Annotated in this window: 19 protein-coding genes; 16 read left to right on the forward strand and 3 right to left on the reverse strand. The window is 75.1% G+C overall.

Annotated elements, in window-relative coordinates; translation table 11 throughout:
* The 3 genes from ACYU8I_RS16850 to ACYU8I_RS16860 form a co-directional block, all read right to left on the reverse strand.
* On the reverse strand, positions 1-223 hold a 223-nt coding region (locus ACYU8I_RS16850; RefSeq protein ID WP_460843062.1), incomplete at its 3' end, for a hypothetical protein.
* On the reverse strand, positions 220-1,377 hold the full coding sequence (locus tag ACYU8I_RS16855) for a DUF58 domain-containing protein (protein WP_460843064.1): 1,158 nt from the start codon (positions 1,375-1,377) through the stop codon (positions 220-222). The genes ACYU8I_RS16855 and ACYU8I_RS16850, both read right to left, overlap by 4 nt.
* Positions 1,378-1,384: 7 nt before the next feature.
* A complete protein-coding gene (locus tag ACYU8I_RS16860) occupies positions 1,385-2,365 on the reverse strand; it encodes an AAA family ATPase (RefSeq protein WP_460843143.1) in 981 nt (326 codons plus the stop codon).
* 225 nt (positions 2,366-2,590) lie between these two features.
* Here ACYU8I_RS16860 and mraZ point away from each other — a divergent pair, with 225 nt between their 5' ends.
* The 16 genes from mraZ (at position 2,591) to ACYU8I_RS16940 (ending at position 20,050) form a co-directional block, all read left to right on the forward strand.
* The gene (gene mraZ, locus ACYU8I_RS16865) at positions 2,591-3,019 is read left to right on the forward strand and encodes a division/cell wall cluster transcriptional repressor MraZ (RefSeq protein ID WP_460843066.1); all 429 of its coding nucleotides are present in this window, start codon (positions 2,591-2,593) and stop codon (positions 3,017-3,019) included.
* Between the two features lie 257 nt (positions 3,020-3,276).
* Complete coding sequence (locus ACYU8I_RS16870; protein WP_460843068.1) at positions 3,277-3,444, forward strand: hypothetical protein; 168 nt, start codon at positions 3,277-3,279, stop codon at positions 3,442-3,444.
* A 5-nt stretch (positions 3,445-3,449) separates the two neighbouring features.
* A complete protein-coding gene (rsmH, locus tag ACYU8I_RS16875) occupies positions 3,450-4,418 on the forward strand; it encodes a 16S rRNA (cytosine(1402)-N(4))-methyltransferase RsmH (RefSeq protein ID WP_460843070.1) in 969 nt (322 codons plus the stop codon).
* Positions 4,415-4,975, forward strand: a complete 561-nt coding sequence (locus tag ACYU8I_RS16880; RefSeq protein WP_460843073.1) for a hypothetical protein — start codon at positions 4,415-4,417, stop codon at positions 4,973-4,975. Before rsmH ends, ACYU8I_RS16880 begins: the two co-directional genes overlap by 4 nt.
* A gap of 95 nt (positions 4,976-5,070) precedes the next feature.
* Positions 5,071-6,921: a peptidoglycan D,D-transpeptidase FtsI family protein gene (locus ACYU8I_RS16885; protein ID WP_460843075.1), complete on the forward strand. Its 1,851-nt coding sequence runs from the start codon at positions 5,071-5,073 to the stop codon at positions 6,919-6,921.
* A gap of 9 nt (positions 6,922-6,930) precedes the next feature.
* Entirely contained in the window at positions 6,931-8,469 is a 1,539-nt protein-coding gene (locus tag ACYU8I_RS16890) for a UDP-N-acetylmuramoyl-L-alanyl-D-glutamate--2,6-diaminopimelate ligase (RefSeq protein ID WP_460843077.1), read from the forward strand.
* Positions 8,466-9,908 (forward strand): UDP-N-acetylmuramoyl-tripeptide--D-alanyl-D-alanine ligase, encoded by a 1,443-nt coding sequence (locus ACYU8I_RS16895; RefSeq protein WP_460843079.1) that lies wholly within the window; start codon positions 8,466-8,468, stop codon positions 9,906-9,908. Before ACYU8I_RS16890 ends, ACYU8I_RS16895 begins: the two co-directional genes overlap by 4 nt.
* Complete coding sequence (gene mraY, locus ACYU8I_RS16900; RefSeq protein ID WP_460843081.1) at positions 9,905-10,975, forward strand: phospho-N-acetylmuramoyl-pentapeptide-transferase; 1,071 nt, start codon at positions 9,905-9,907, stop codon at positions 10,973-10,975. The genes ACYU8I_RS16895 and mraY overlap by 4 nt, the downstream gene beginning before the upstream one ends.
* Positions 10,972-12,453: a UDP-N-acetylmuramoyl-L-alanine--D-glutamate ligase gene (gene murD / locus ACYU8I_RS16905; protein ID WP_460843083.1), complete on the forward strand. Its 1,482-nt coding sequence runs from the start codon at positions 10,972-10,974 to the stop codon at positions 12,451-12,453. The genes mraY and murD overlap by 4 nt, the downstream gene beginning before the upstream one ends.
* A gap of 57 nt (positions 12,454-12,510) precedes the next feature.
* Positions 12,511-13,782 (forward strand): putative lipid II flippase FtsW, encoded by a 1,272-nt coding sequence (gene ftsW, locus ACYU8I_RS16910; RefSeq protein ID WP_460843085.1) that lies wholly within the window; start codon positions 12,511-12,513, stop codon positions 13,780-13,782.
* Positions 13,779-14,888: an undecaprenyldiphospho-muramoylpentapeptide beta-N-acetylglucosaminyltransferase gene (murG, locus tag ACYU8I_RS16915; protein WP_460843087.1), complete on the forward strand. Its 1,110-nt coding sequence runs from the start codon at positions 13,779-13,781 to the stop codon at positions 14,886-14,888. The genes ftsW and murG overlap by 4 nt, the downstream gene beginning before the upstream one ends.
* Positions 14,885-16,315 carry a UDP-N-acetylmuramate--L-alanine ligase gene (murC, locus tag ACYU8I_RS16920; RefSeq protein ID WP_460843089.1) on the forward strand — a complete coding sequence of 477 codons (1,431 nt, stop codon included), beginning with the start codon at positions 14,885-14,887 and terminating at the stop codon, positions 16,313-16,315. Before murG ends, murC begins: the two co-directional genes overlap by 4 nt.
* Positions 16,308-17,159, forward strand: a complete 852-nt coding sequence (locus tag ACYU8I_RS16925; RefSeq protein WP_460843091.1) for a cell division protein FtsQ/DivIB — start codon at positions 16,308-16,310, stop codon at positions 17,157-17,159. The genes murC and ACYU8I_RS16925 overlap by 8 nt, the downstream gene beginning before the upstream one ends.
* Before the next feature lie 213 nt (positions 17,160-17,372).
* Positions 17,373-18,626 carry a cell division protein FtsZ gene (gene ftsZ, locus ACYU8I_RS16930; RefSeq protein WP_460843093.1) on the forward strand — a complete coding sequence of 418 codons (1,254 nt, stop codon included), beginning with the start codon at positions 17,373-17,375 and terminating at the stop codon, positions 18,624-18,626.
* A 45-nt stretch (positions 18,627-18,671) separates the two neighbouring features.
* Complete coding sequence (gene pgeF / locus ACYU8I_RS16935; RefSeq protein WP_460843145.1) at positions 18,672-19,343, forward strand: peptidoglycan editing factor PgeF; 672 nt, start codon at positions 18,672-18,674, stop codon at positions 19,341-19,343.
* Positions 19,340-20,050 (forward strand): YggS family pyridoxal phosphate-dependent enzyme, encoded by a 711-nt coding sequence (locus ACYU8I_RS16940; RefSeq protein ID WP_460843095.1) that lies wholly within the window; start codon positions 19,340-19,342, stop codon positions 20,048-20,050. The genes pgeF and ACYU8I_RS16940 overlap by 4 nt, the downstream gene beginning before the upstream one ends.
* Positions 20,051-20,102: the final 52 nt, after the last annotated feature.

Genomic DNA, 20,102 nt, shown 5'->3' on the forward strand with positions numbered 1-20,102 from the left:
GCTGCGCGGCGGCGACCGCGACGGGCGCGATGCGCAGCCAGCGCAGGCCGGCGCCGAGGAGCACCACGAGGAGGCCGGTGAGCGCCGCGGGCCGCAGGTAGCCGCCGGGGTCGAGGGTCAGCCCGCCCCACGCGGCGGCGGCCGACCACGCCATCACCAGGCCGAGCAGGGCGCTGGTGAGCCGGGGCCGCCGCGGGGGGACGTCGACGACGGTCGCGCTCATCGGCCGAGCTCCTGCCACACCGGCGCGAGCGGCTCGGCCGGGGCACGGGTGCCGGCCTGCCAGCCGGCCCGGCGCAGGTGGCCGGTCAGCGCCTCGCTGTCGCCGTCGCCCAGGTCGTGCACCACGGCGTACGCCGCGTCGGCCGCGGCGCAGAGCCGGGTCACCCGCGTCCGGTCCTCGCCCTCGAGCCGGCCGAGCACCGCCGCGAGGAGGCCGCCGTGGTGGGTGGTGCCGACCCAGCCGAGGTCGAGGTGGTGCTCCGAGGAGGGCGCCACGAGGGCCAGCTGCTCGAGCAGGTCCTCGGTGCCGGGGTGCAGCCCGGCCGCGGTGGCGAGGTGGACGGCGTACCCCCGGGCGCCGAGGTGCCGCACCAGGGACGCGGTCGCGCTGACCGCGGCCTCGAAGGTGCCGCCTCGCCCCGACCGGTGGGAGAAGCGCCGGTCGTCGAGCAGCAGGGTGCAGCGCAGCTGCCAGTCCTGCTCCTCGCGACGCACCATCAGCGTGTCGGTGCGGGCGCTGGTGGGCCAGTGGATGCGACGCAGGTCGTCGCCGACGCGGTACTCCCGCGTCGTCACGTCGGGGCTGCCGCCGCCCAGGACCTCGCGTGCACGTTGGTCGCCGGTCCCGGCGAGCCGGCCGAGCAGGGGGATGGTGGGCAGCGGCTCGGTGCGGGGGGTCACGAGCAGGGAGTCAGGGGTGCCGAGGGTGGTCGTCGCCTCGACCATGCCGAGCGGGTCGCCCCGGCGCAGCTGCACCGGTCCGACCGGGTAGCGACCGCGACGGGAGGTGCGCACCACGTAGGTCATCCGCACCTGCTCGCCGGGGGAGAGGGGTGCCACCCAGAAGCGGCGCGCGGTCCCGAGCGCGGGGGGCACCTGGTCCTGCACGAGCAGCCCGGGCACCCGTGCGTCGCGCGCGTCGAGCACGAGGTCGACGGGCGCCGTCGCCCCGGCCTCGACGCGGCGGTCGCCCAGGTCGCGCACCACCCGGGGACGGGGGTCGCGCAGCCGCACCACGGCCCAGGCCGCGAGCGGGACCACGAGCACGAGCAGCCCGATGCGGACGAAGTCGTCCTGCCCCAGCTGGATGCCGCACAGCACCGCCGCCAGGCCGGCACCGAGGAAGCACCGCCCGCGCAGCGTCAGGGCCCCCACCTCGACCTCAGGCCCGGGCCGCGCCGTGCGGCACGGGCACGTCGCCGAGCAGCTGCTCGACGACGTCGGCGGGGTGCCGGCCGCGCGAGGTGGCGTCGATGGTCGGCAGCAGCCGGTGCACGAGCACGCGGGGCGCTAGCTCGCGCACGTCGTCGGGCAGGCAGTAGTCGCGACCGTCGAGCGCCGCCCAGGTGCGGGCGGCACGCACCAGCTGCAGGATCGAGCGGGGCGAGGCGCCCAGCCGGAGGTCGGGGGAGCGACGGGTCGCGGTGGCGATCCCGACGGCGTAGCGCTGGACCGGCTCGGAGACGTGCACCCGGCCGGTGACCTCGATGAGCTTGCGCACCTCGGCGCCGTCGGTGACCGGCTCGAGCTCGGCGATCGGGTTGACGCCCTCGCGCGCCGCCAGCATCGCGACCTCGGCCGCCTCGACCGGGTAGCCCATCGACAGCCGCATCATGAACCGGTCGCGCTGCGCCTCCGGCAGCGCGTAGGTGCCCTCCATCTCGAGCGGGTTCTGGGTGGCGATCACCATGAAGGGGGCCTCGAGCTCGTAGGTCGTGCCGTCGACGGTGACCTGCCCCTCCTCCATGCACTCGAGCATCGCGGCCTGGGTCTTCGGGCTGGCGCGGTTGATCTCGTCGCCCACCACGACGTTGGCGAAGATGCCGCCGGGGCGGAACTCGAAGACCCGGGTCACCTGGTTGAAGACCGAGACCCCGGTGACGTCTGAGGGCAGCAGGTCCGGGGTGAACTGGATCCGGCGCACCGTGCAGTCGACCGAGCGCGCGAGGGCCTTCGCGAGCACCGTCTTGCCGACGCCCGGCACGTCCTCGATCAGCAGGTGGCCGCCGGAGAGCAGCGCCACCAGCGCCGCCCGGACCGTCTCCGCCTTGCCCTCCACCACGGTGGCGACGTTGGCCTCGATCCGCTCGGCCACCGCCCTGACCTCGGTGATGTCGGCGGTCCTCCCACCGGAGCTGTCGATGTCCACCCGGCTGCCCTTCGCTCGCGTCCGTCGCCGACCAGTGAACAGCACCGGTCCAGCCCCGCCCCCGCTCCGGCGGCAGGGGCGTGGGGGAGCGGTGGGGCGCGCGGTGGTGCATCCGGGGTGCGCCGTGGTGCGAATGTGGTTGACGGTGGTGGATTGTGGAGTAAAGTGGAGCGCAGTGGAGGACCCAGACGGTTCTGGGGTGGTGAGGGGGAGCAGGCGATGTTCTCCGGCACCCACACCCCGAAGGTCGACGACAAGGGCCGGCTGTTCCTCCCGGCGAAGTTCCGTGAGGCGATGAAGGAGGGCCTGGTGATCACTCGTGGTCAGGACCGGGCGCTCGACGTCCGCACCGCGGCCGACTTCGACGAGTTCTCCGCCAAGTTCCGCACCGCCTCGCAGACCGACGCCCGCCTCCGCGCCTACGGCCGGATGCTCTTCGCGCTGGCCTCGGAGCAGGTGCCCGACAAGCAGGGCCGCATCAGTCTGACCCCCGAGCTCCGGGAGTACGCCGGCCTCGGCCGCGAGGCCGTGGTGCTCGGCGTCTACGACCGGATCGAGATCTGGGAGCCGTCGGCCTGGCAGCGCTACACCGCCGCCCAGGAGCAGGCGTTCGCCGACCTCTCCGAGGAGATCTTCCCCAGCTTCTGACCGACCAGCAGCACCCGCACGACAACTCCACACGGTGATCGCAGGGCCAGGCCCACGTCCGCTCCACGGCGGGACCCCTCCACGGCGAGGTCCTCCCAAGCCCCGCCCGGTCGTCTGACGCACCTTCCCCGGCGCCAGAAGACCCTTCCCCTCCACCCCGCCGGGGGCGGACGAGGACCTGGCCCTGCGAGCACCGCTCCACCGCGCACCACCCAGCACGCACCGCCCAGCACGCACCACTCACCCGGGGAGGACCGATGAGCGCCACGCCGATCGAGACCCCCGGAGTGCTCCCCGACGGGTGCACCCCGCGGCGGCGCGTGCGCCACGAGGCCCGCGACGCCGTCGCCGTCATGGCCTTCTCGGCCGTGGCCTCCAGCGGCATCGCCCTCCTGCTGACCCTCGTCGTGCGGGTCGGGGGCTGATCGGCGTGACCGGTCCGGTCCACGTGCCGGTGATGCTGGAGCGCTGCGTGGCGCTCCTGGCGCCCGCCCTGGCGCGCCCGGGGGCGACGTACCTCGACGCCACCCTCGGCCTCGGCGGCCACGCCGAGGCCGTCCTCGAGCGCTTCCCCGAGGTGCACGTCGTCGGCGTCGACCGCGACCCCCACGCGCTGGAGCGGGCCGGCGACCGGCTGGCCCCCCACGCCTCGCGCCTCACCCTGGTGCACGCGGTCTACGACGAGATCCCCGACGTCCTCGCCGACCTCGGGCTCGCCTCGCTCGACGGCGTGCTCTTCGACCTCGGTGTCTCCTCGATGCAGCTCGACCTGCGCGAGCGCGGCTTCGCCTACGCCGAGGACGCACCCCTCGACATGCGCATGGACGACACCACCGGCCCGACCGCCGCCGAGGTGCTCAACACCTACCCGGTCAAGGACCTCGCCCGCGTCCTGCGCACCTACGGCGAGGAGCGCTTCGCGCTGCCGATCGCGCGAGCGGTCGTGCGGGCCCGTGAGGCCGAGCCGTTCACGACGTCGGGACGCCTCGTCGAGCTGCTGCGCGACACCATCCCCGCCCCCGCGCGCCGCACCGGCGGCCACCCGGCCAAGCGCACCTTCCAGGCGCTGCGCATCGAGGTCAACGACGAGCTGGGGGTGCTGCGCCGGGCGCTGCCCCGCGCCGTCGACAGCCTCGGCGTGGGCGGCCGGATGGTGGTGCTCAGCTACCACTCCCTCGAGGACCGCCTCACCAAGCAGGTCGTCGTCGCCGGCACCACCTCCACGGTGCCGCCCGACCTGCCCGTGGTGCCGGCGGGCATGGAGCCGCCGCTGCGCTCCCTGGTCCGCGGTGCCGAGCAGGCCACCGCCGAGGAGATCGAAGCCAACCCGCGCGCCGCCTCGGTGCGGCTGCGCGCCGTCGAACGTGTCAGCACCACCCGGGGGGACCACGCCGCATGAGCATGAACCAGCCGATCCGCGTCATGACCGCCGCCGTCGAACGGGCGCGGCTCACCGTCGTCCCCGCCCGTTCGCTGGCCCGCAGCCAGGCCGCCCGCACCCCCTTCGCGGTGCTGGTCATCGCGCTGCTCGTCGCCGGGGTGGTGGGCCTGCTGATGTTCAACACCCACATGCAGCAGACGTCCTTCGCGGCGACGTCGCTGCAGCAGCGCGCCGACGCGCTCACCGCGAAGGAGCAGTCGCTCGCCCTCGAGCTCGACGACCTGCGCCAGCCGCAGCAGGTGGCCCAGGCCGCCCAGGCGCTCGGCATGGTCGCGCCGTCGGCCCCCGCCTTCCTGCGGATCTCCGACGGCCGGGTCCTCGGGGTGACCGAGCCCGCCACTGGCGCCGACAACCTGCAGATCAACCCCGCCCCGGTCGAGAAGCCGGGCGCCCTGGTGCCGAAGGTCGAGACCGTCTACGTCGACGAGAACGGCAAGCCGATCGCCGCACCCGACGCCGCCGGCACGAGCACCTCGGGCGCCACCGGCGCTGCGTCCGGCGACCAGGGTCGCTGAGCCGGTAGAACGGACCAGCAGCCCGATCCGCCGCACGATCCGCAGCCCGATCCGCAGCACCGACCGCCCGACCTCCACCGCTGGGAGCACCACTCGTGAGCCGACCCCGCCGCTCCACCCGGGGAGTCCCGCAGCTGCGGCTGCGGGCCGGCCTGATCGGCATCACGGTGCTGCTGACGGTCTTCGGCGCCCGGTTGTTCCAGATCCAGGGCGTCGACGCGGCGACGTACGCCGAGCGCGCCGGCACCTCCGGCGTCGCCACCATCGACCTCCCGGCCGAGCGCGGGCGCATCGTCGACCGCAACGGCGAGCCGCTCGCCGAGTCGGTGAGCGGCCTGATGCTCGTCGCCGACCCGCAGACGACGGGCGCCAACGCCGAGGCCATCGCCACCGTGCTCTCCGAGCGCCTCGGGCTCGACTACTTCGACATGCTCGACCGGCTCACCCCCGACGACGAGACCACCCGCTTCGTCTACCTCGCGCGCCGCGTGCCGTCGACCAAGGCCACCCGGGTGGTCGAGGAGCTGCGCTCCAAGCAGTACGCCGGGGTGGAGACCGAGGCCGACCCGCTGCGCTCCTATCCGGCGGGCGACGTCGGGGGCAACCTCGTCGGGCTCATCAACGACGAGGGCCAGGCGGCGGGCGGGCTCGAGCTGGCCTTCGACGGCTCGCTGGCCGGAAAGGACGGCCACGAGACCTACGAGGTGGGCGGCGGCAACCGGATCCCCCTGGGCGACCGCAGCCGCGTCGACCCGGTCGACGGACGTGACCTGCGACTGACCATCGACCGCGACGTGCAGTGGTACACCCAGCGCGCGCTGTGCGCGGTCACCGAGCAGTTCGACGCCGACTGGGGTGCCGCGGTGGTGATGGACACCCAGACCGGCGAGCTCCTGGCGCTGGCCGACTGCCCGACGCTCGACCCCTCCCAGCCGGCCAGCGTCTCGCGCGACAACCTCGACAGCCGCGCGGTCACCGACGTCTTCGAGCCCGGCTCGGTCGAGAAGGCGCTCACCTTCGCCGGCCTGCTCGACGCCGGCGAGGTCAGCCCCGAGACCCGGCTCAACGTGCCGGGCGAGCTGCAGATCTACGACCGCACCATCAAGGACTACTGGGACCACGGCATGCTGCAGCTCACCGCGGCGGGTGCCCTGGCCAAGTCGAGCAACATCGGCACCTCGCTGTCGGCCGAGCAGCTGAGCCCCGAGGACCTGCGCGACTACCTCACCGCCTTCGGGCTCGGCACGCCCACCGGTCTCGGCCTGGCCGCCGAGGGCGCGGGCCAGGTGCCGCCGCTCGACGCCTGGAACGACCTGACCCAGGCGCAGGTGTCCTTCGGGCAGGGCCTGTCGGTCAACGCGGTGCAGATGGCCGCCGCCGTCAACACCCTGGCCAACGGCGGCCTGCGGGTCTCGCCCAGCCTGGTCTCCGGCACCCGCGAGAACGACGAGGGCGCCCGGGTCGGCAGCGGCACCGCCGAGGTGCGCCGCGTCGTCAGCGAGGAGGCGGCCCACGAGACCGCCCGGATGATGGAGCTCGTCACCGGCCCGGAGGGCAGCGCCCCCGGCACCGCGATCCCCGGCTACCGCGTCGCCGGCAAGACCGGCACCGCCCAGCAGGCCGGCACCAACGGCTACGCCAACGGCTACAAGACGGTGTCCTTCGGCGGCTTCGCGCCGGCCGACGAGCCGCGCTTCACCGTCTACGTCGCGGTCAGCAACCCGCAGAACGGCGGCAGCGGCGGCGGCACCGCCGGCCCGGTCTTCCGCAAGGTCATGGCCTACGTGCTCCAGCGCTACGCCGTGCCGCCTACCGGCCGCACCGAGCCGGCGTACCCCGTGCGCTGGTCGGGCAGTGCCGGCACCCCGCCGCTGCCGGGCCTGACCGGTGGCGCGGGCGCTGCCGTCGACGGGGACGCGACCGGCACGGACCCGGCCGACGGTTAGCCTCGACCGGTGCCACCCCCGCAGCCGGACCCGTCGCCCGCGTCGGCCCGACCGGCGGTGACGGTCCCCGTGCCCCTCGCCCAGGTCTGCGCCTGGACCGGCGCGCGGCTCACCCCGCCGGGTGCCGACGCGACCACGGTCACGGGTGTCACGCTGAGCTCCGCACGCGTCGTCCCCGGCGACCTGTACGCCGCCCTCCCGGGCGCCCGCGTGCACGGGGCGCGCTTCGCCGCCGACGCCGTCGCCCAGGGCGCCGTCGCGGTGCTGACCGACGTCGAGGGCGCCGCCCTGCTCGGCGACGCCCGGACGGTGCCGGTGCTGGTGGTCGAGCGTCCCCGCGCGGTGCTGGGCGACCTCGCCTCACGGGTGCACGCCGAGCCGTCGCGGGCGCTCACGCTGCTCGGCGTGACCGGCACGCAGGGCAAGACCACCACGACGCGCCTGCTCGAGGGGGCGCTCCGGGCCGCCGGCGTGCCCGCCGGGGTGGTCGGCACCGTCGGCACCCGGGTGCGCGGCGACGACGTCTCCACCGGCCTGACCACCCCCGAGGCGCCCGACCTGCACGCCCTCTTCGCCCTGATGGTCGAGAGGGGCGTCGTCGCCTGCGCCATGGAGGTCTCCAGCCACGCGCTGGTGATGGGACGGGTCGACGGGGTCGTCTTCGACGCGGCCGCATTCCTCAACCTGGGCCGCGACCACCTCGACTTCCACCGCGACGTCGACGACTACTTCGCCGCGAAGGCGTCGCTGTTCACCGCGGCGCGCGCCCGGCGCGGCCTGACCAACGTCGACGACGAGTGGGGCCGTCGGCTGCTGCGGGTGGCGGAGGTCGAGATGGCGACGTTCTCCGCGACCGGTGCCGACGCGCACTGGCGCGCGGTCGACGTCGAGCTGCACCCCGACCGCTCGCGGTTCACCGCCGTCGGCCCCGACGGCACGGCCCACCCCACCGAGGTCCCGCTGCCCGGCACCTTCAACGTCGTCAACGCCCTGTGCGCGCTCGCGCTGGCGGGCGAGGCCGACCTCGACGTCGCCGCGCTGGCGCGGGTGATGGGCAGCGCCGGGGGCGTCCCGGGCCGGCTCGAGCGCGTCGACGCGGGGCAGGACTTCCTCGCGGTCGTCGACTACGCCCACAAGCCCGACGCCGTCACTGCGGTCCTCGAGGCGCTGCGACCCTCCACGGCCGGGCGGCTCGTGGTGGTGATCGGCGCCGGTGGCGACCGCGACACCGGCAAGCGCCCCGTCATGGGCGAGATCGCCGCCCGGCTGGCCGACGTCGTGGTCGTCACCGACGACAACCCGCGCTCCGAGGACCCCGCCGCGATCCGTGCGGCCGTGCTCGCGGGTGCCGCCGGGGGAGCGGCCGAGCTCGTCGAGGTCGGCGACCGGCGCGAGGCGATCCGGCACGCCGTGGCGCTGGCGCGTCCGGGCGACGCCGTCGTGGTCGCGGGCAAGGGCCACGAGACCGGCCAGACGGTCGGCACCACGACCCACCCGTTCGACGACCGCGTCGAGCTGCGGCGCGCGCTCGAGGAGGTCGGGCGATGATCCCCACGACCCTCGGCGCCCTCGCCGACCTGGTGGGGGGCGAGGTGGTCGACGCCGATCCCGGACTGCAGGTCACCGGTCCCGCGTTCCTCGACAGTCGTGCCCCCGAGCCCGGTGGCCTGTTCGTGGCCCTCGCCGGCGAGCACGTCGACGGCCACGACCACGCCGCCGGAGCCGTCGCCGCAGGAGCCGCGGCCGTCCTGGCCGACCGGGCCACGGGCGCCCCCGCGGTCGTCGTCGACGACGTGCAGGCCGCGCTGCAGCTGCTCGCCCGGCGGGTGCTCGAGCAGCGCCGCGCCGGTCCCGGCGACCTGACCGTCGTCGCGGTGACCGGCTCCCAGGGCAAGACCAGCGCCAAGGACCTGCTCGCCCGCGTGCTGGGCGACGCCGGCGACACCGTCGCCACCGCGGGCTCCTTCAACAACGAGCTGGGCCTGCCGCTCACGGTGCTGCGGCTGACCGGACGCACCCGCTTCCTGGTGCTCGAGATGGGGGCCCGCGGCATCGGCCACCTGACCGAGCTGTGCCGCATCGCCCCGCCCGACGTCTCGCTCGTGCTCAACGTGGGCAAGGCCCACCTCGGCGAGTTCGGCAGCCAGGACAACATCGCCCGGGCGAAGGGCGAGCTGGTCGAGGCGCTCGACGCGGGCCGCGGCGTGGCCGTCCTCAACGCCGACGACCCCCGCGTCACCGGCATGGACGACCGCGCCCCAGGGGTGCCCACGGTGCGCTTCGGGGCGGGACCCTCCGCCGACGTGCGCCTCGACCGGGTCGTCCTCGACGACCTCGGTCGGCCCTCCTTCGACCTGCGGGTCGCCGACGAGGTCGCCCACGTCGACCTGCGGCTGCTCGGCGCCCACCAGGCCGCCAACGCCGCCGCCGCGGCCGCCGTCGGCGTCGCCGTCGGGCTGCGGCTGCCCGACCTCGCGGCGAGCCTGGCCGGCGTCGAGCGCCTGTCGCGCTGGCGCATGGAGCTCTCCGAGCGCGACGACGGCCTGGCCGTGCTCAACGACGCCTACAACGCCAACCCCGACTCGATGGCGGCCGCCCTCGAGACCCTCGCCGGCATCGGCGGCCGGTCCGGACGCCGCACCGTCGCCGTGCTCGGCGAGATGCGCGAGCTCGGCGCCGACGCCGACGACGAGCACGCCGCCGTGGGCGCGCTGGCCGCCGACCTCGGCATCGACGCGCTCGTCGTGGTCGGCGACGCGGCGGCGCCGGCCGCAGCGGCGTACGACGAGCGACGCGGCGCCGCCACGACGCGCCGGGTGGCGACCGCGGACGAGGCGACGGCCTGGCTGCGCCAGAATGTCGCGGGGCCCGACGTGGTCCTGGTCAAGGCCTCCCGGGGCGCCGCGCTCGAGCGCGTGGCCGTCGCCCTGCTCGAGGCCGCACCGTCCGCTGACCCCCAGCCCGCACGAGAGGAGCCCGGTCGTTGAGAGCGCTCCTGCTCGCCGGTGGCATGTCGCTGCTGCTCACCCTGGTCGGCACCCGCTACGCGATCGCGGTGCTGGCCCGGCGAGGCTACGGCCAGCTGATCCGCGACGACGGGCCGACCACCCACCACACCAAGCGAGGCACGCCCACGATGGGCGGCCTGGTGATCGTGGTCGCCACCGTGATCAGCTACTTCCTCGCCCTGCTGGTCACGGGCCGGGGCCCCTCGGCCTCGGCGATGCTGCTGCTCTTCCTCTTCGTGGGTCTCGGCACCGTCGGGTTCCTCGACGACTACATCAAGATCTCCCGCCAGCGCAGCCTCGGCCTGCGGAGCCGGGCGAAGCTCATCGGCCAGACCTTCGTGGCGCTCGCCTTCGGGGCGCTGGCGCTCTCGCCCTGGCTGGCCGACGACCGCGGCCAGACCCCGGCGGGCCAGACCATCTCCTTCATCCGCGACCCGCGTGACTGGACCCTGCCCGCCGTCGTGGTGGTGCTCTTCATCTGGCTGCTGATCGCGGGCAGCAGCAACGCCGTCAACCTCACCGACGGCCTCGACGGCCTCGCGGCCGGCGCCTCGGTCATGGTGTTCGGCGCCTACACCATCGTCGGCATCTGGCAGAACAACCAGTCGTGCGCGCTCTCCCCGGGGCCCGCCTGCTACGAGGTGCGCGACCCGCTCGACCTCGCCATCGTGGCGGCGGCCATCACCGGCGCCTGCTTCGGGTTCCTCTGGTGGAACGCCAGCCCGGCCAAGATCTTCATGGGCGACACCGGCTCGCTCGCGCTCGGCGGCGCGCTGGCCGGGTTCGCGGTGCTGACCCGCACCGAGCTGCTGCTGGCGGTGCTCGGCGGCCTGTTCGTCATCCAGACCCTCTCGGTCATCCTGCAGGTCGGCTTCTTCAAGCTCAGCAAGGGCAAGCGGCTGTTCCGGATGGCCCCGCTGCACCACCACTTCGAGATGCTCGGCTGGGAGGAGATCACCGTGGTGATCCGGTTCTGGCTGATCGCCGGCATCTTCGTGGCCGTGGGACTCGGCATCTTCTACGCCGAGTGGGTGGCGGGCGTATGACCGCGCGCGACGTCCCTCGTGACGTCCCTCGTGACGTCTCCGGCCTGCGCCGCGACTCCGACTGGGGCGGGCTGAAGGTCGTCGTCGCCGGGTTCGGCGTCTCCGGCTACGCCGCCGCCGACAACCTCACCTTCCTGGGCGCCGACGTGACGGCGCTCGACGAGTTGGTCACCGACGACCGACGTGAGCAGGCCGACCTGCTCGAGAGCCTCGGCGCCACGGTGCGGCTGGGGGAGGGCACCACGGCCACCCTGCCCCACGGCGTCGACCTCGTCGTGACGTCGCCGGGCTGGTCGCCCAGCGCCCCCCTGCTCGCCCAGGCGCTGGCGCGCGAGGTCCCGGTGTGGGGCGAGGTCGAGCTCGCCTGGCGGCTGCGCGACCTCACGGCCGAGGGCGGGCCCGCGCCCTGGCTCGCCGTGACCGGCACCAACGGCAAGACGACCACGGTGCAGATGCTCGAGGCGATGCTCCGGACAGCGGGCCTGCGCGCCGTCGCCGCCGGCAACGTCGGGCTCCCGCTCGTCGAGGCGGTGATGGATCCCGCCCCCCGCGACGTGATCGCCGTCGAGCTCTCCAGCTTCCAGCTGCACTGGACCCACAGCATGCGCGCGCAGTCGGCCGCGGTCCTCAACGTCGCCGAGGACCACCTCGACTGGCACGGCGGCCTGCAGCAGTACGCCGCCGACAAGGGCCGGGTCTACGCCGGGGTCGAGCGCGCCTGCGTCTACAACGTCGCCGACCCGGTGACCGAGCAGCTCGTGCGCGACGCCGACGTGACCGAGGGTGCCCGCGCCATCGGGTTCACCCTCGGCACGCCGGGCGTCGGCATGCTCGGCGTCGTCGACGACGTGCTCGCCGACCGTGCCTTCGTCGACGACCGGCAGCGCTCGGCCGCCGAGCTCGCCACCCTCGCCGACCTCGCCAGCGACGCCCCCCACTTCGTCGCCGACGCCCTGGCCGCCGCCGCGCTCGCCCGCTCCCACGGCGTGCCGCCGGTGGCGGTGCGCGACGCCCTGCGCGCCTTCCGCCCGGGCGACCACCGGATCTCGGTGGTCGCCGAGTCCGGCGGCGTCACGTGGGTCGACGACTCAAAGGCCACCAACCCGCACGCCGCCCTGGCCTCGCTGCGCGCCTACGACCCGGTGGTCTGGGTCGCGGGCGGCCTGGCCAAGGGCGCCCGCTTCGACGACCTGGTGCGCGAGGTCCGCGACCGGCTGCGGGGCGTGGTGCTGCTCGGCCGCGACGCCCCCGTGGTGGCCGAGGCGCTGCGACGACACGCGCCCGATGTGCCCGTGATCGACGTGGGGTCCGGGGAGGATGGGGCGCGACCCATGGACCTCGTGGTCGAGGGTGCTGCGTCGCTGGCCCGACCGGGCGACACGGTGCTCCTGGCCCCGGGGTGTGCCTCGATGGACATGTTCACCGACTACGGCGCTCGCGGCGATGCCTTCGCCGAGGCGGTACGCCGGCGGACCTGAGCTCGTCCGTCGGGTGGGGAGCAGGGAGCAACCGCCCGTCGGCCGGAGGGAGACCAGGTGAGCGTCACCGAGCTGAGGGCCTGGTGCACCGACCGCGGCGACGTCGTACGACGCACGCTCGAGCGGCCGCTGACCTCCTACTACCTGCTGCTCGGCGCGACGGTCATGCTGCTCGCCATCGGGCTGATGATGGTGCTGAGCGCCTCCAGCGTGCTCTCCTACCGGGTCTACGGCGACAGCTACACGATCTTCCTGCGCCAGGTCACCTGGGTGGCGATCGCGCTCCCCGCCGCCCTCCTCGTCAGCAAGGTGCCCCGTCGGCTGCTGCGGTTCCTGGCCTGGCCCGGCGTGGTGCTGGCGGCCGTGCTCATCGCCCTGACCGCGACCTCGCTGGGGGTCGAGGTCAACGGCAACCGCAACTGGCTGCGCCTCGGGCCGGTCCAGGTCCAGCCGTCCGAGGTGGCCAAGCTCGCCACGGTGCTCTGGGCGGCCGACGTCTACGCCCGCAAGGACCGCCTGCTGGCCAACCCGTGGCAGGTGCTGGTGCCGGTGGTGCCGGTGGTCGGGCTGGTGGCCGGCCTCGTCGTCCTCCAGAAGGACCTCGGCACCGCCCTGGTGCTCTTCGCCATCCTGCTCGGCATGCTCTGGGTGGTCGGGCTCCCGGCGCGGCTGTTCGGCATCGGCGTCTCGGTCGTCGGTGTCGCCGCCTTCTACCTCGCCGCCACCTCCAGCCACCGGCGTGAGCGCCTGACCAGCTTCGCCGACCCCTTCCAGGACTTCCAGGGCTCGGGGTGGCAGGCGGGCCACGGCCTGCTCGGCATGTCGAGCGGCGGCATCCTCGGCAAGGGCCTGTCGGCCTCCCAGCAGAAGTGGGGCACCCTGCCCGAGGCCCACAACGACTTCATCTTCGCCGTGCTGGGCGAGGAGCTGGGCCTGGTCGGCACCCTGCTCGTGCTCGTGCTCTTCGGCCTGATCGCCTACGCCGCCGTGCGCCTCGCCGTCACCACCGCCGACCCGTTCGTGCGCTATGCGTCCGCCGGCATCACCATCTGGCTCATGGCGCAGACCCTCATCAACGTCGGGATGGTGCTCGCGCTGCTGCCCGTCATCGGCATCCCGCTGCCGTTGATCTCAGCCGGGGGGTCGAGCCTGGTGCCCACCCTCGTCGCGCTCGGCCTGCTGGTGCGCTTCGCCCGCGAGGAGCCCGAGGCGGCCGCCGCGCTGCGCCACCGCCGTCGTCGCGACCGGGGCGCCGGCGAGGTGCCTGCCACGCTGGCCCGGGGCCTGCGCGGCACCCGCCGGCCGGTCCCGTCGGGGCGAGGCTCGTGAGCGGACCGCTGCGGGTGCTGCTCGCCGGCGGCGGCTCGGCCGGGCACACCTCGCCGCTGCTCGCGACCGCCGACGCGCTGCGCCGTCGCGACCCCGACACCCAGGTCACCGCCCTCGGCACCGCCCGCGGGCTCGAGACCCGCGTGGTGCCGGAAGCGGGCTACCCGCTCGAGCTGGTGCCCGCGGTGCCGCTGCCGCGCCGCCCCTCCGGCGACCTGCTGCGGGTGCCTGGCCGGGTGCGCGAGGCACTGAGGGCCACCACCGAGGTGCTCGACCGGGTGCGGCCCGACGTCGTGGTGGGCTTCGGCGGCTACGTCTCGGTGCCCGCCTACCTCGCCGCGCGCCGCCGCCGGCTGCCCCTCGTGGTCCACGAGGGCAACGCGCTGCCGGGCATCGCCAACCGGCTCGGCGCCCGCCTCACCAGCCACGTCGCCACCTCCTTCCCCGACACCGAGCTGCGGCACGGGGTCTTCGTCGGGCTCCCGGTGCGCCGCATGATCAGCGCCCTCGACCGCGCGGCCCTGCGCGACGAGGCCCGCGAGCACTTCGGGCTGCGCCCCGACCGGCCCGTGCTGCTGGTCACTGGTGGCAGCCAGGGGGCGCGCCGCCTCAACGACGCCGTCGCGGGCGCGGCGCAGGCCTTCTCCGACGCCGAGGTGCAGGTGCTCCACGTCGTCGGCCCCAAGGGCAGCGCGACCCCCGCCCTCGCGGCACCCTCGGCGGCCGCCCCCTACGTCGTCGTCGACTTCGTCTCCCGCATGGACCTCGCGTACGCCGCTGCCGACGCCGTGCTGTGCCGCGCGGGCAGCAACACCGTCACCGAGGTCAGCGGGGTCGGGCTCCCGGCGGTCTACGTGCCGCTGCCGATCGGCAACGGCGAGCAGGCGCTCAACGCCCGGCCCGTGGTCGACGCGGGTGGCGGGCTGCTGCAGCCCGACGCCGAGGTCACCGCGCCCTGGGTGGCCGACACCCTGCCCGACCTGCTCCGCGACGAGGCGCGCCTGGCGGCCATGTCGCGTGCCGCGCGCGACGTGGTCCCGCTGGACGCCGACGAGCGGCTCGCCGAGATGGTCGTGGCGGCCGCGCGGTCCGGGGGTGCCGCATGAGGGTCCCCGTCCCCGACGAGCTGCTGCCCGCCGACCGGCTCGGCGCCGTGCACTTCGTCGGCATCGGCGGCGCCGGCCTGTCCGGCATCGCCCGCATCATGCTCGCCCGCGGCCTCACCGTCTCGGGCAGCGACGCCAAGGCCTCGCCGACCCTCGAGGCGCTCGAGGCGCTGGGCGCCACCTGCCACGTCGGCCACGACGCCGCGCACGTCGAGGGCGCCGACACGGTCGTGGTGTCGACCGCGGTGCGCGAGACCAACCCCGAGGTCGTCGCCGCCCTCGAGCGGGGCCTGCGGCTGCTGCCGCGCTCCGCAGCGCTCGAGTCGGTGATGCAGGGCCGTCGGGTGGTCGCGGTCGCCGGCACCCACGGCAAGACGACGACGACCTCGCTGCTCACCGTCGCGCTCCAGCACTGCGGCGCCGACCCGTCCTTCGCGATCGGCGGCGACCTCAACGAGACCGGCTCCAACGCCCACGAGGGCAGCGGCGGGCTCTTCGTCGCCGAGGCCGACGAGAGCGACGGCGCCTTCCTCGTCTACTCGCCCCACGCCGCGCTGGTGACCAACGTCGAGGCCGACCACCTCGACAACTACGGCACGCCCGAGGCCTACCGCGACGCGTTCGACGCCTTCGCCGACCGCATCGAGCCCGGGGGGCTGCTCGTGGTGTGCGCCGACGACCCCGGGGCCGACCGGCTCGCCGGCGTCGCCGCCGACCGCGGGCTGCGCGTCGTACGCACCGGTGAGCGGGCGGACGCCGAGGTGAGGGCCGTCGACCTGCGCTTCGCCGGCACCACCTCGAGCTTCACCGTCGTCGACCGCGGCGAGACCCTCGGCGAGGTCGTGCTGCGGATCCCGGGCCGGCACTACGTGCTCGACGCCCTGGCCGCGCTCGCCTGCGGGCTGCGGCTCGGCTTCGACTTCGCCGACCTCGCCCGCGGCCTCGGGGCCTTCTCCGGCACCCGCCGGCGCATGGAGGCCAAGGGCGAGGTGGCCGGCGTGCGGGTCTACGACTCCTACGCCCACCACCCGCAGGAGATCGCGGGTGACCTCCAGGCCGCGCGGGCCGTGGCCGGCGACGGCCGGCTGCTCGTCGCCTTCCAGCCCCACATGGTCTCGCGCACCCGCATCTTCGGCGCCGACATGGGCCGCGCCCTGGGGGCCGCCGACACCGTCGTGGTGATGGAGATCTACCTCGCGCGCGAGGACCCCGAGCCCGGCGTCACCGGCGCGCTCGTCGCCGACGCGGTGCCGCTGCCCGCCGCCGACGTCGTCCTCGAGCCCTCGTGGTCGGCCGTCGCGGGCCACCTCGTCGACCGGGCGCGACCGGGCGACCTGGTCCTGACCCTCGGGGCGGGCGACGTCACGCTGCTCGGCCCGCAGGTGCTCGAGCTGCTCGCCGAGCGCCACGGGAGCGGACGTGCGTAGCCCGCTCGCCCGGGTGCGCCGGGGCGCCAGGCTGCCGTCGCAGCGCCGCAGCGGGGCCGGTGCTTCCGGCGCCGAGCGGGTGCCGACCAGCACCGGGCCCGACGAGCAGACGGTGCGGCTCGCGCGCGACGACTTCGCCAGGCGTCGCAAGGCCGGCCGACGTCGTCGCTGGCGCACGGTGGCCCTGGCGCTCCTCGTCGTCGTCGTGGTGGGTGCGGCCGGGTGGCTCGTGCTGGGCTCCCCCTACCTGCTGGCCGAGCGCACCCGCGTCGACGGCGCCGGTGAGGTCGGACAGGGCCGGGTGGTCTCGGCCGCCGACGTCCCGGTCGGCGTGCCGCTGGCGCGCGTCGACCTCGACGCCGTGCGACAGCGGGTCGAGGCGATCCCGGCGGTCGAGAGCGCCGACGTCTCGCGCAGCTGGCCGCACACGGTGCGCGTCCAGGTCACGCCGCGCACGCCGGTGGCGAGGGTCGCCGGCGGCACGGCGCCCGAGGGCGAGGTCGCCGTCCTCGACGCGTCGGGCACCACCTTCGCCGCCGCCCCGGTGCGGGCCGAGGGCCTGCCCGAGGTGCGGCTGGCCGACGGCGTCGACGCCGAGGGCGTCACCGAGGCCGCGGCCGTCGTCTCGGCCCTGCCCGCCGACCTCGGACGGCGCGTCGCGACCGTCGACGTCGCCAGCGTCGACGAGGTCGTGCTCGGCCTGCGAGGCGGCCGCACGGTGCAGTGGGGGAGCGCGGAGCAGTCCGCGACGAAGGCCGAGGTGCTGGGCGTGCTGCTCGCGCAGGTGCCCAGGAGCGTCGACGAGGTCGACGTCTCGGTGCCGGGCCGTCCCACCACCCGCTGACGACCTGTCGACAATTTCTCGACGCGCCGCGCGTGTCTGCGCGGTGCGGGACGGGGGAGCACCTAACTTCGTCTCACCGCCCCAGGTTGACATAACGTTAAGCCTCCACTGGAGGGTTAAGGTTCCGGGTCTCCCAGCAGGGCAGCGACGCGGGTCGCCTGGGCGGTACTTCCCCGGACCAGCCAGCAGACCAACCAGTGAGAGGCAACCGCCGTGGCAGCACCGCAGAACTACCTGGCCGTGATCAAGGTCGTGGGTATCGGTGGAGGTGGAGTCAACGCCGTCAACCGGATGATCGAGGTCGGTCTGAAGGGTGTCGAGTTCATCGCCATCAACACCGACGCCCAGGCCCTGCTCATGTCCGACGCCGACGTCAAGCTCGACATCGGCCGCGAGCTCACCCGTGGCCTCGGTGCCGGCGCCAACCCCGGCGTCGGCGCGCAGGCCGCCGAGGACCACGCGGAGGAGATCGAGGAGGTGCTCAAGGGCGCCGACATGGTCTTCGTGACCGCGGGCGAGGGCGGTGGCACCGGCACCGGTGGCGCGCCCGTCGTGGCCAAGATCGCCCGCTCCCTCGGCGCGCTGACGATCGGCGTGGTCACCCGCCCCTTCATGTTCGAGGGCCGTCGTCGCGCCACCTCCGCGGAGGAGGGCATCGCCACGCTGCGCGAGGAGGTCGACACCCTCATCGTCATCCCGAACGACAAGCTGCTCTCGATCAGCGACCGCAACGTCTCGATGCTCGACGCCTTCAAGCAGGCCGACCAGGTGCTGCTGCAGGGTGTCTCCGGCATCACCGACCTGATCACCACCCCGGGCCTGATCAACCTCGACTTCGCCGACGTCAAGTCGGTCATGTCCAACGCCGGCTCGGCGCTGATGGGCATCGGCTCGGCGCGCGGTGACAACCGTGCCGTCGAGGCCGCCGAGCTCGCCGTGTCGAGCCCGCTGCTCGAGGAGTCCATCGACGGCGCCCAGGGCGTGCTGCTCTCCATCGCGGGCGGCTCCGACCTCGGCCTGTTCGAGATCAACGAGGCGGCCGCCATGGTCGCCGACGCGGTGCACGACGAGGCCAACATCATCTTCGGTGCCACCATCGACGACGCCCTCGGCGACGAGGTGCGGGTCACCGTCATCGCCGCCGGCTTCGAGGGCGGCCGGCCGAAACGTCGCGACGAGGGCCAGAGCCTGCGTCCCCGCCCGGCCGCGCAGCCGCAGAGCCAGGAGGAGACCCGTGCCGCCGCCCGGGCGCTGGCCGAGCAGCGCCGCGCCGAGCAGACCGGGAGCGCCCCGCGGCGCGAGCCGGTGACGGTCGGCGCTCCGGCGGGCCAGGCCCACGGTCAGCAGGTCGAGCAGGCTCGCCCCGAGCCCACGTCCGCCCCGGAGCGGCCGGCGGCGCCGCGCAGCACCTCCGGGTGGGGCGCGCGTGACGACGACGAGCTCGACGTCCCCGACTTCCTGAAGTAGGGGCGCCCGCTGTACGCCTCGCGCGAGCGCACCGGCCCCGTCGAGCTGGCCTTCACCGACCGGCTCGGCGGGGTCAGTGCCGCGCCGTACGACGAGCTCAACCTCGCGCTCGTCGGCGGCGACGACCCGGTGGCCCTCGGGACCAATCTCGAGCGGCTCGTCGACGACTTCGCCCCCGGCGCAGCCGTGGCCGACATGAGCCAGGTGCACGGTGAGCGGGTCGTGGAGGCCGGGGGTCCGCGCGAGCGGTGCGACGGCATCGTCACCGACCGCCCCGACGTGGTGCTGCTGGTGCGGGTGGCCGACTGCGTGCCGGTGCTGCTGGCCGATCCCGATGCCGGCGTGATCGGGGCCGCCCACGCCGGTCGCCCCGGCATGGCGGCCGGGGTGGTGCCGGCCACCGTGTCGCGGATGCGCGAGCTCGGGGCGCACCGGGTGCAGGCGTGGCTCGGGCCCTCGGTGTGCGGGCGCTGCTACGAGGTGCCCGCAGCGCTGCGGTCGGAGGTCGCGGCCGTCGAGCCGGCGTCCGCGTCGACCACCAGCTGGGGCACCCCGGCGCTCGACGTGGGCGCGGGGGTCCGGGCGCAGCTCGAGCGCGACGGCGTCGAGGTGCACGACCGGGCCCGCTGCACGCGCGAGTCGCCCGACCTCTACTCCCACCGTCGTGACGGCGACCGGGCCGGCCGCCTGGCCGGCGTGATCCGGAGGCACCGGTGAGCCGGGAGCAGGAGCTCGCCGACCGCCTCGAGCGGGTGCGCGAGCGCATCCAGGGCGCGTGCGACGAGGCCGGCCGTGCGGTCGACGACGTCACCCTCGTGGTCGTGACCAAGTTCTTCCCGGCCTCCGACGTGCGGCTGCTCGCCCGGCTCGGCGTGCGCGACGTCGGCGAGAACCGCCACCAGGAGGCGGAGGCCAAGGCGGCCGAGCTCGCCGACCTCGACCTCGCGTGGCACTACGTCGGTGGCCTGCAGAGCAACAAGGCGGCGGCCGTCGCCCGCTACGCCGACGCGGTGCACTCCCTCGACCGGGCCAAGCTCGTGAGCGGGCTCGCGCGCGGTGCGGGGGAGCGCGGCCACGACCTCGACGTGCTGGTGCAGGTCAGCCTCGACCCGCCCGACGCCGACCACGGCCCCGGGGGCCGGGCCGGCGCCGACATCGCCGACGTGCCCGCGCTGGTCGAGCGGGTGCAGCAGGCCGAGGGCCTGCGGCTGCGCGGGGTGATGGCCGTCGCCCCGCTCGGCGCCGACCCCGACCCGGCGTTCGCGCGGCTGGCCGAGGTGGCCGCCGACGTACGCCGCCTCGAGCCCGCCGCCACCTGGATCTCCGCCGGAATGAGCGGTGACCTCGAGCAGGCCGTGCGCCACGGCGCGACACACCTTCGTGTCGGCTCCGCGGTGCTCGGTCCGAGACCTTCCAACCAGTAGCCTCCGAGACGTTCCTGCCCCGGCCGTGCCGGGGCCGGGGCACCGGTCGGCG

It is taken from the genome of Nocardioides marmoraquaticus (genome assembly GCF_054777915.1).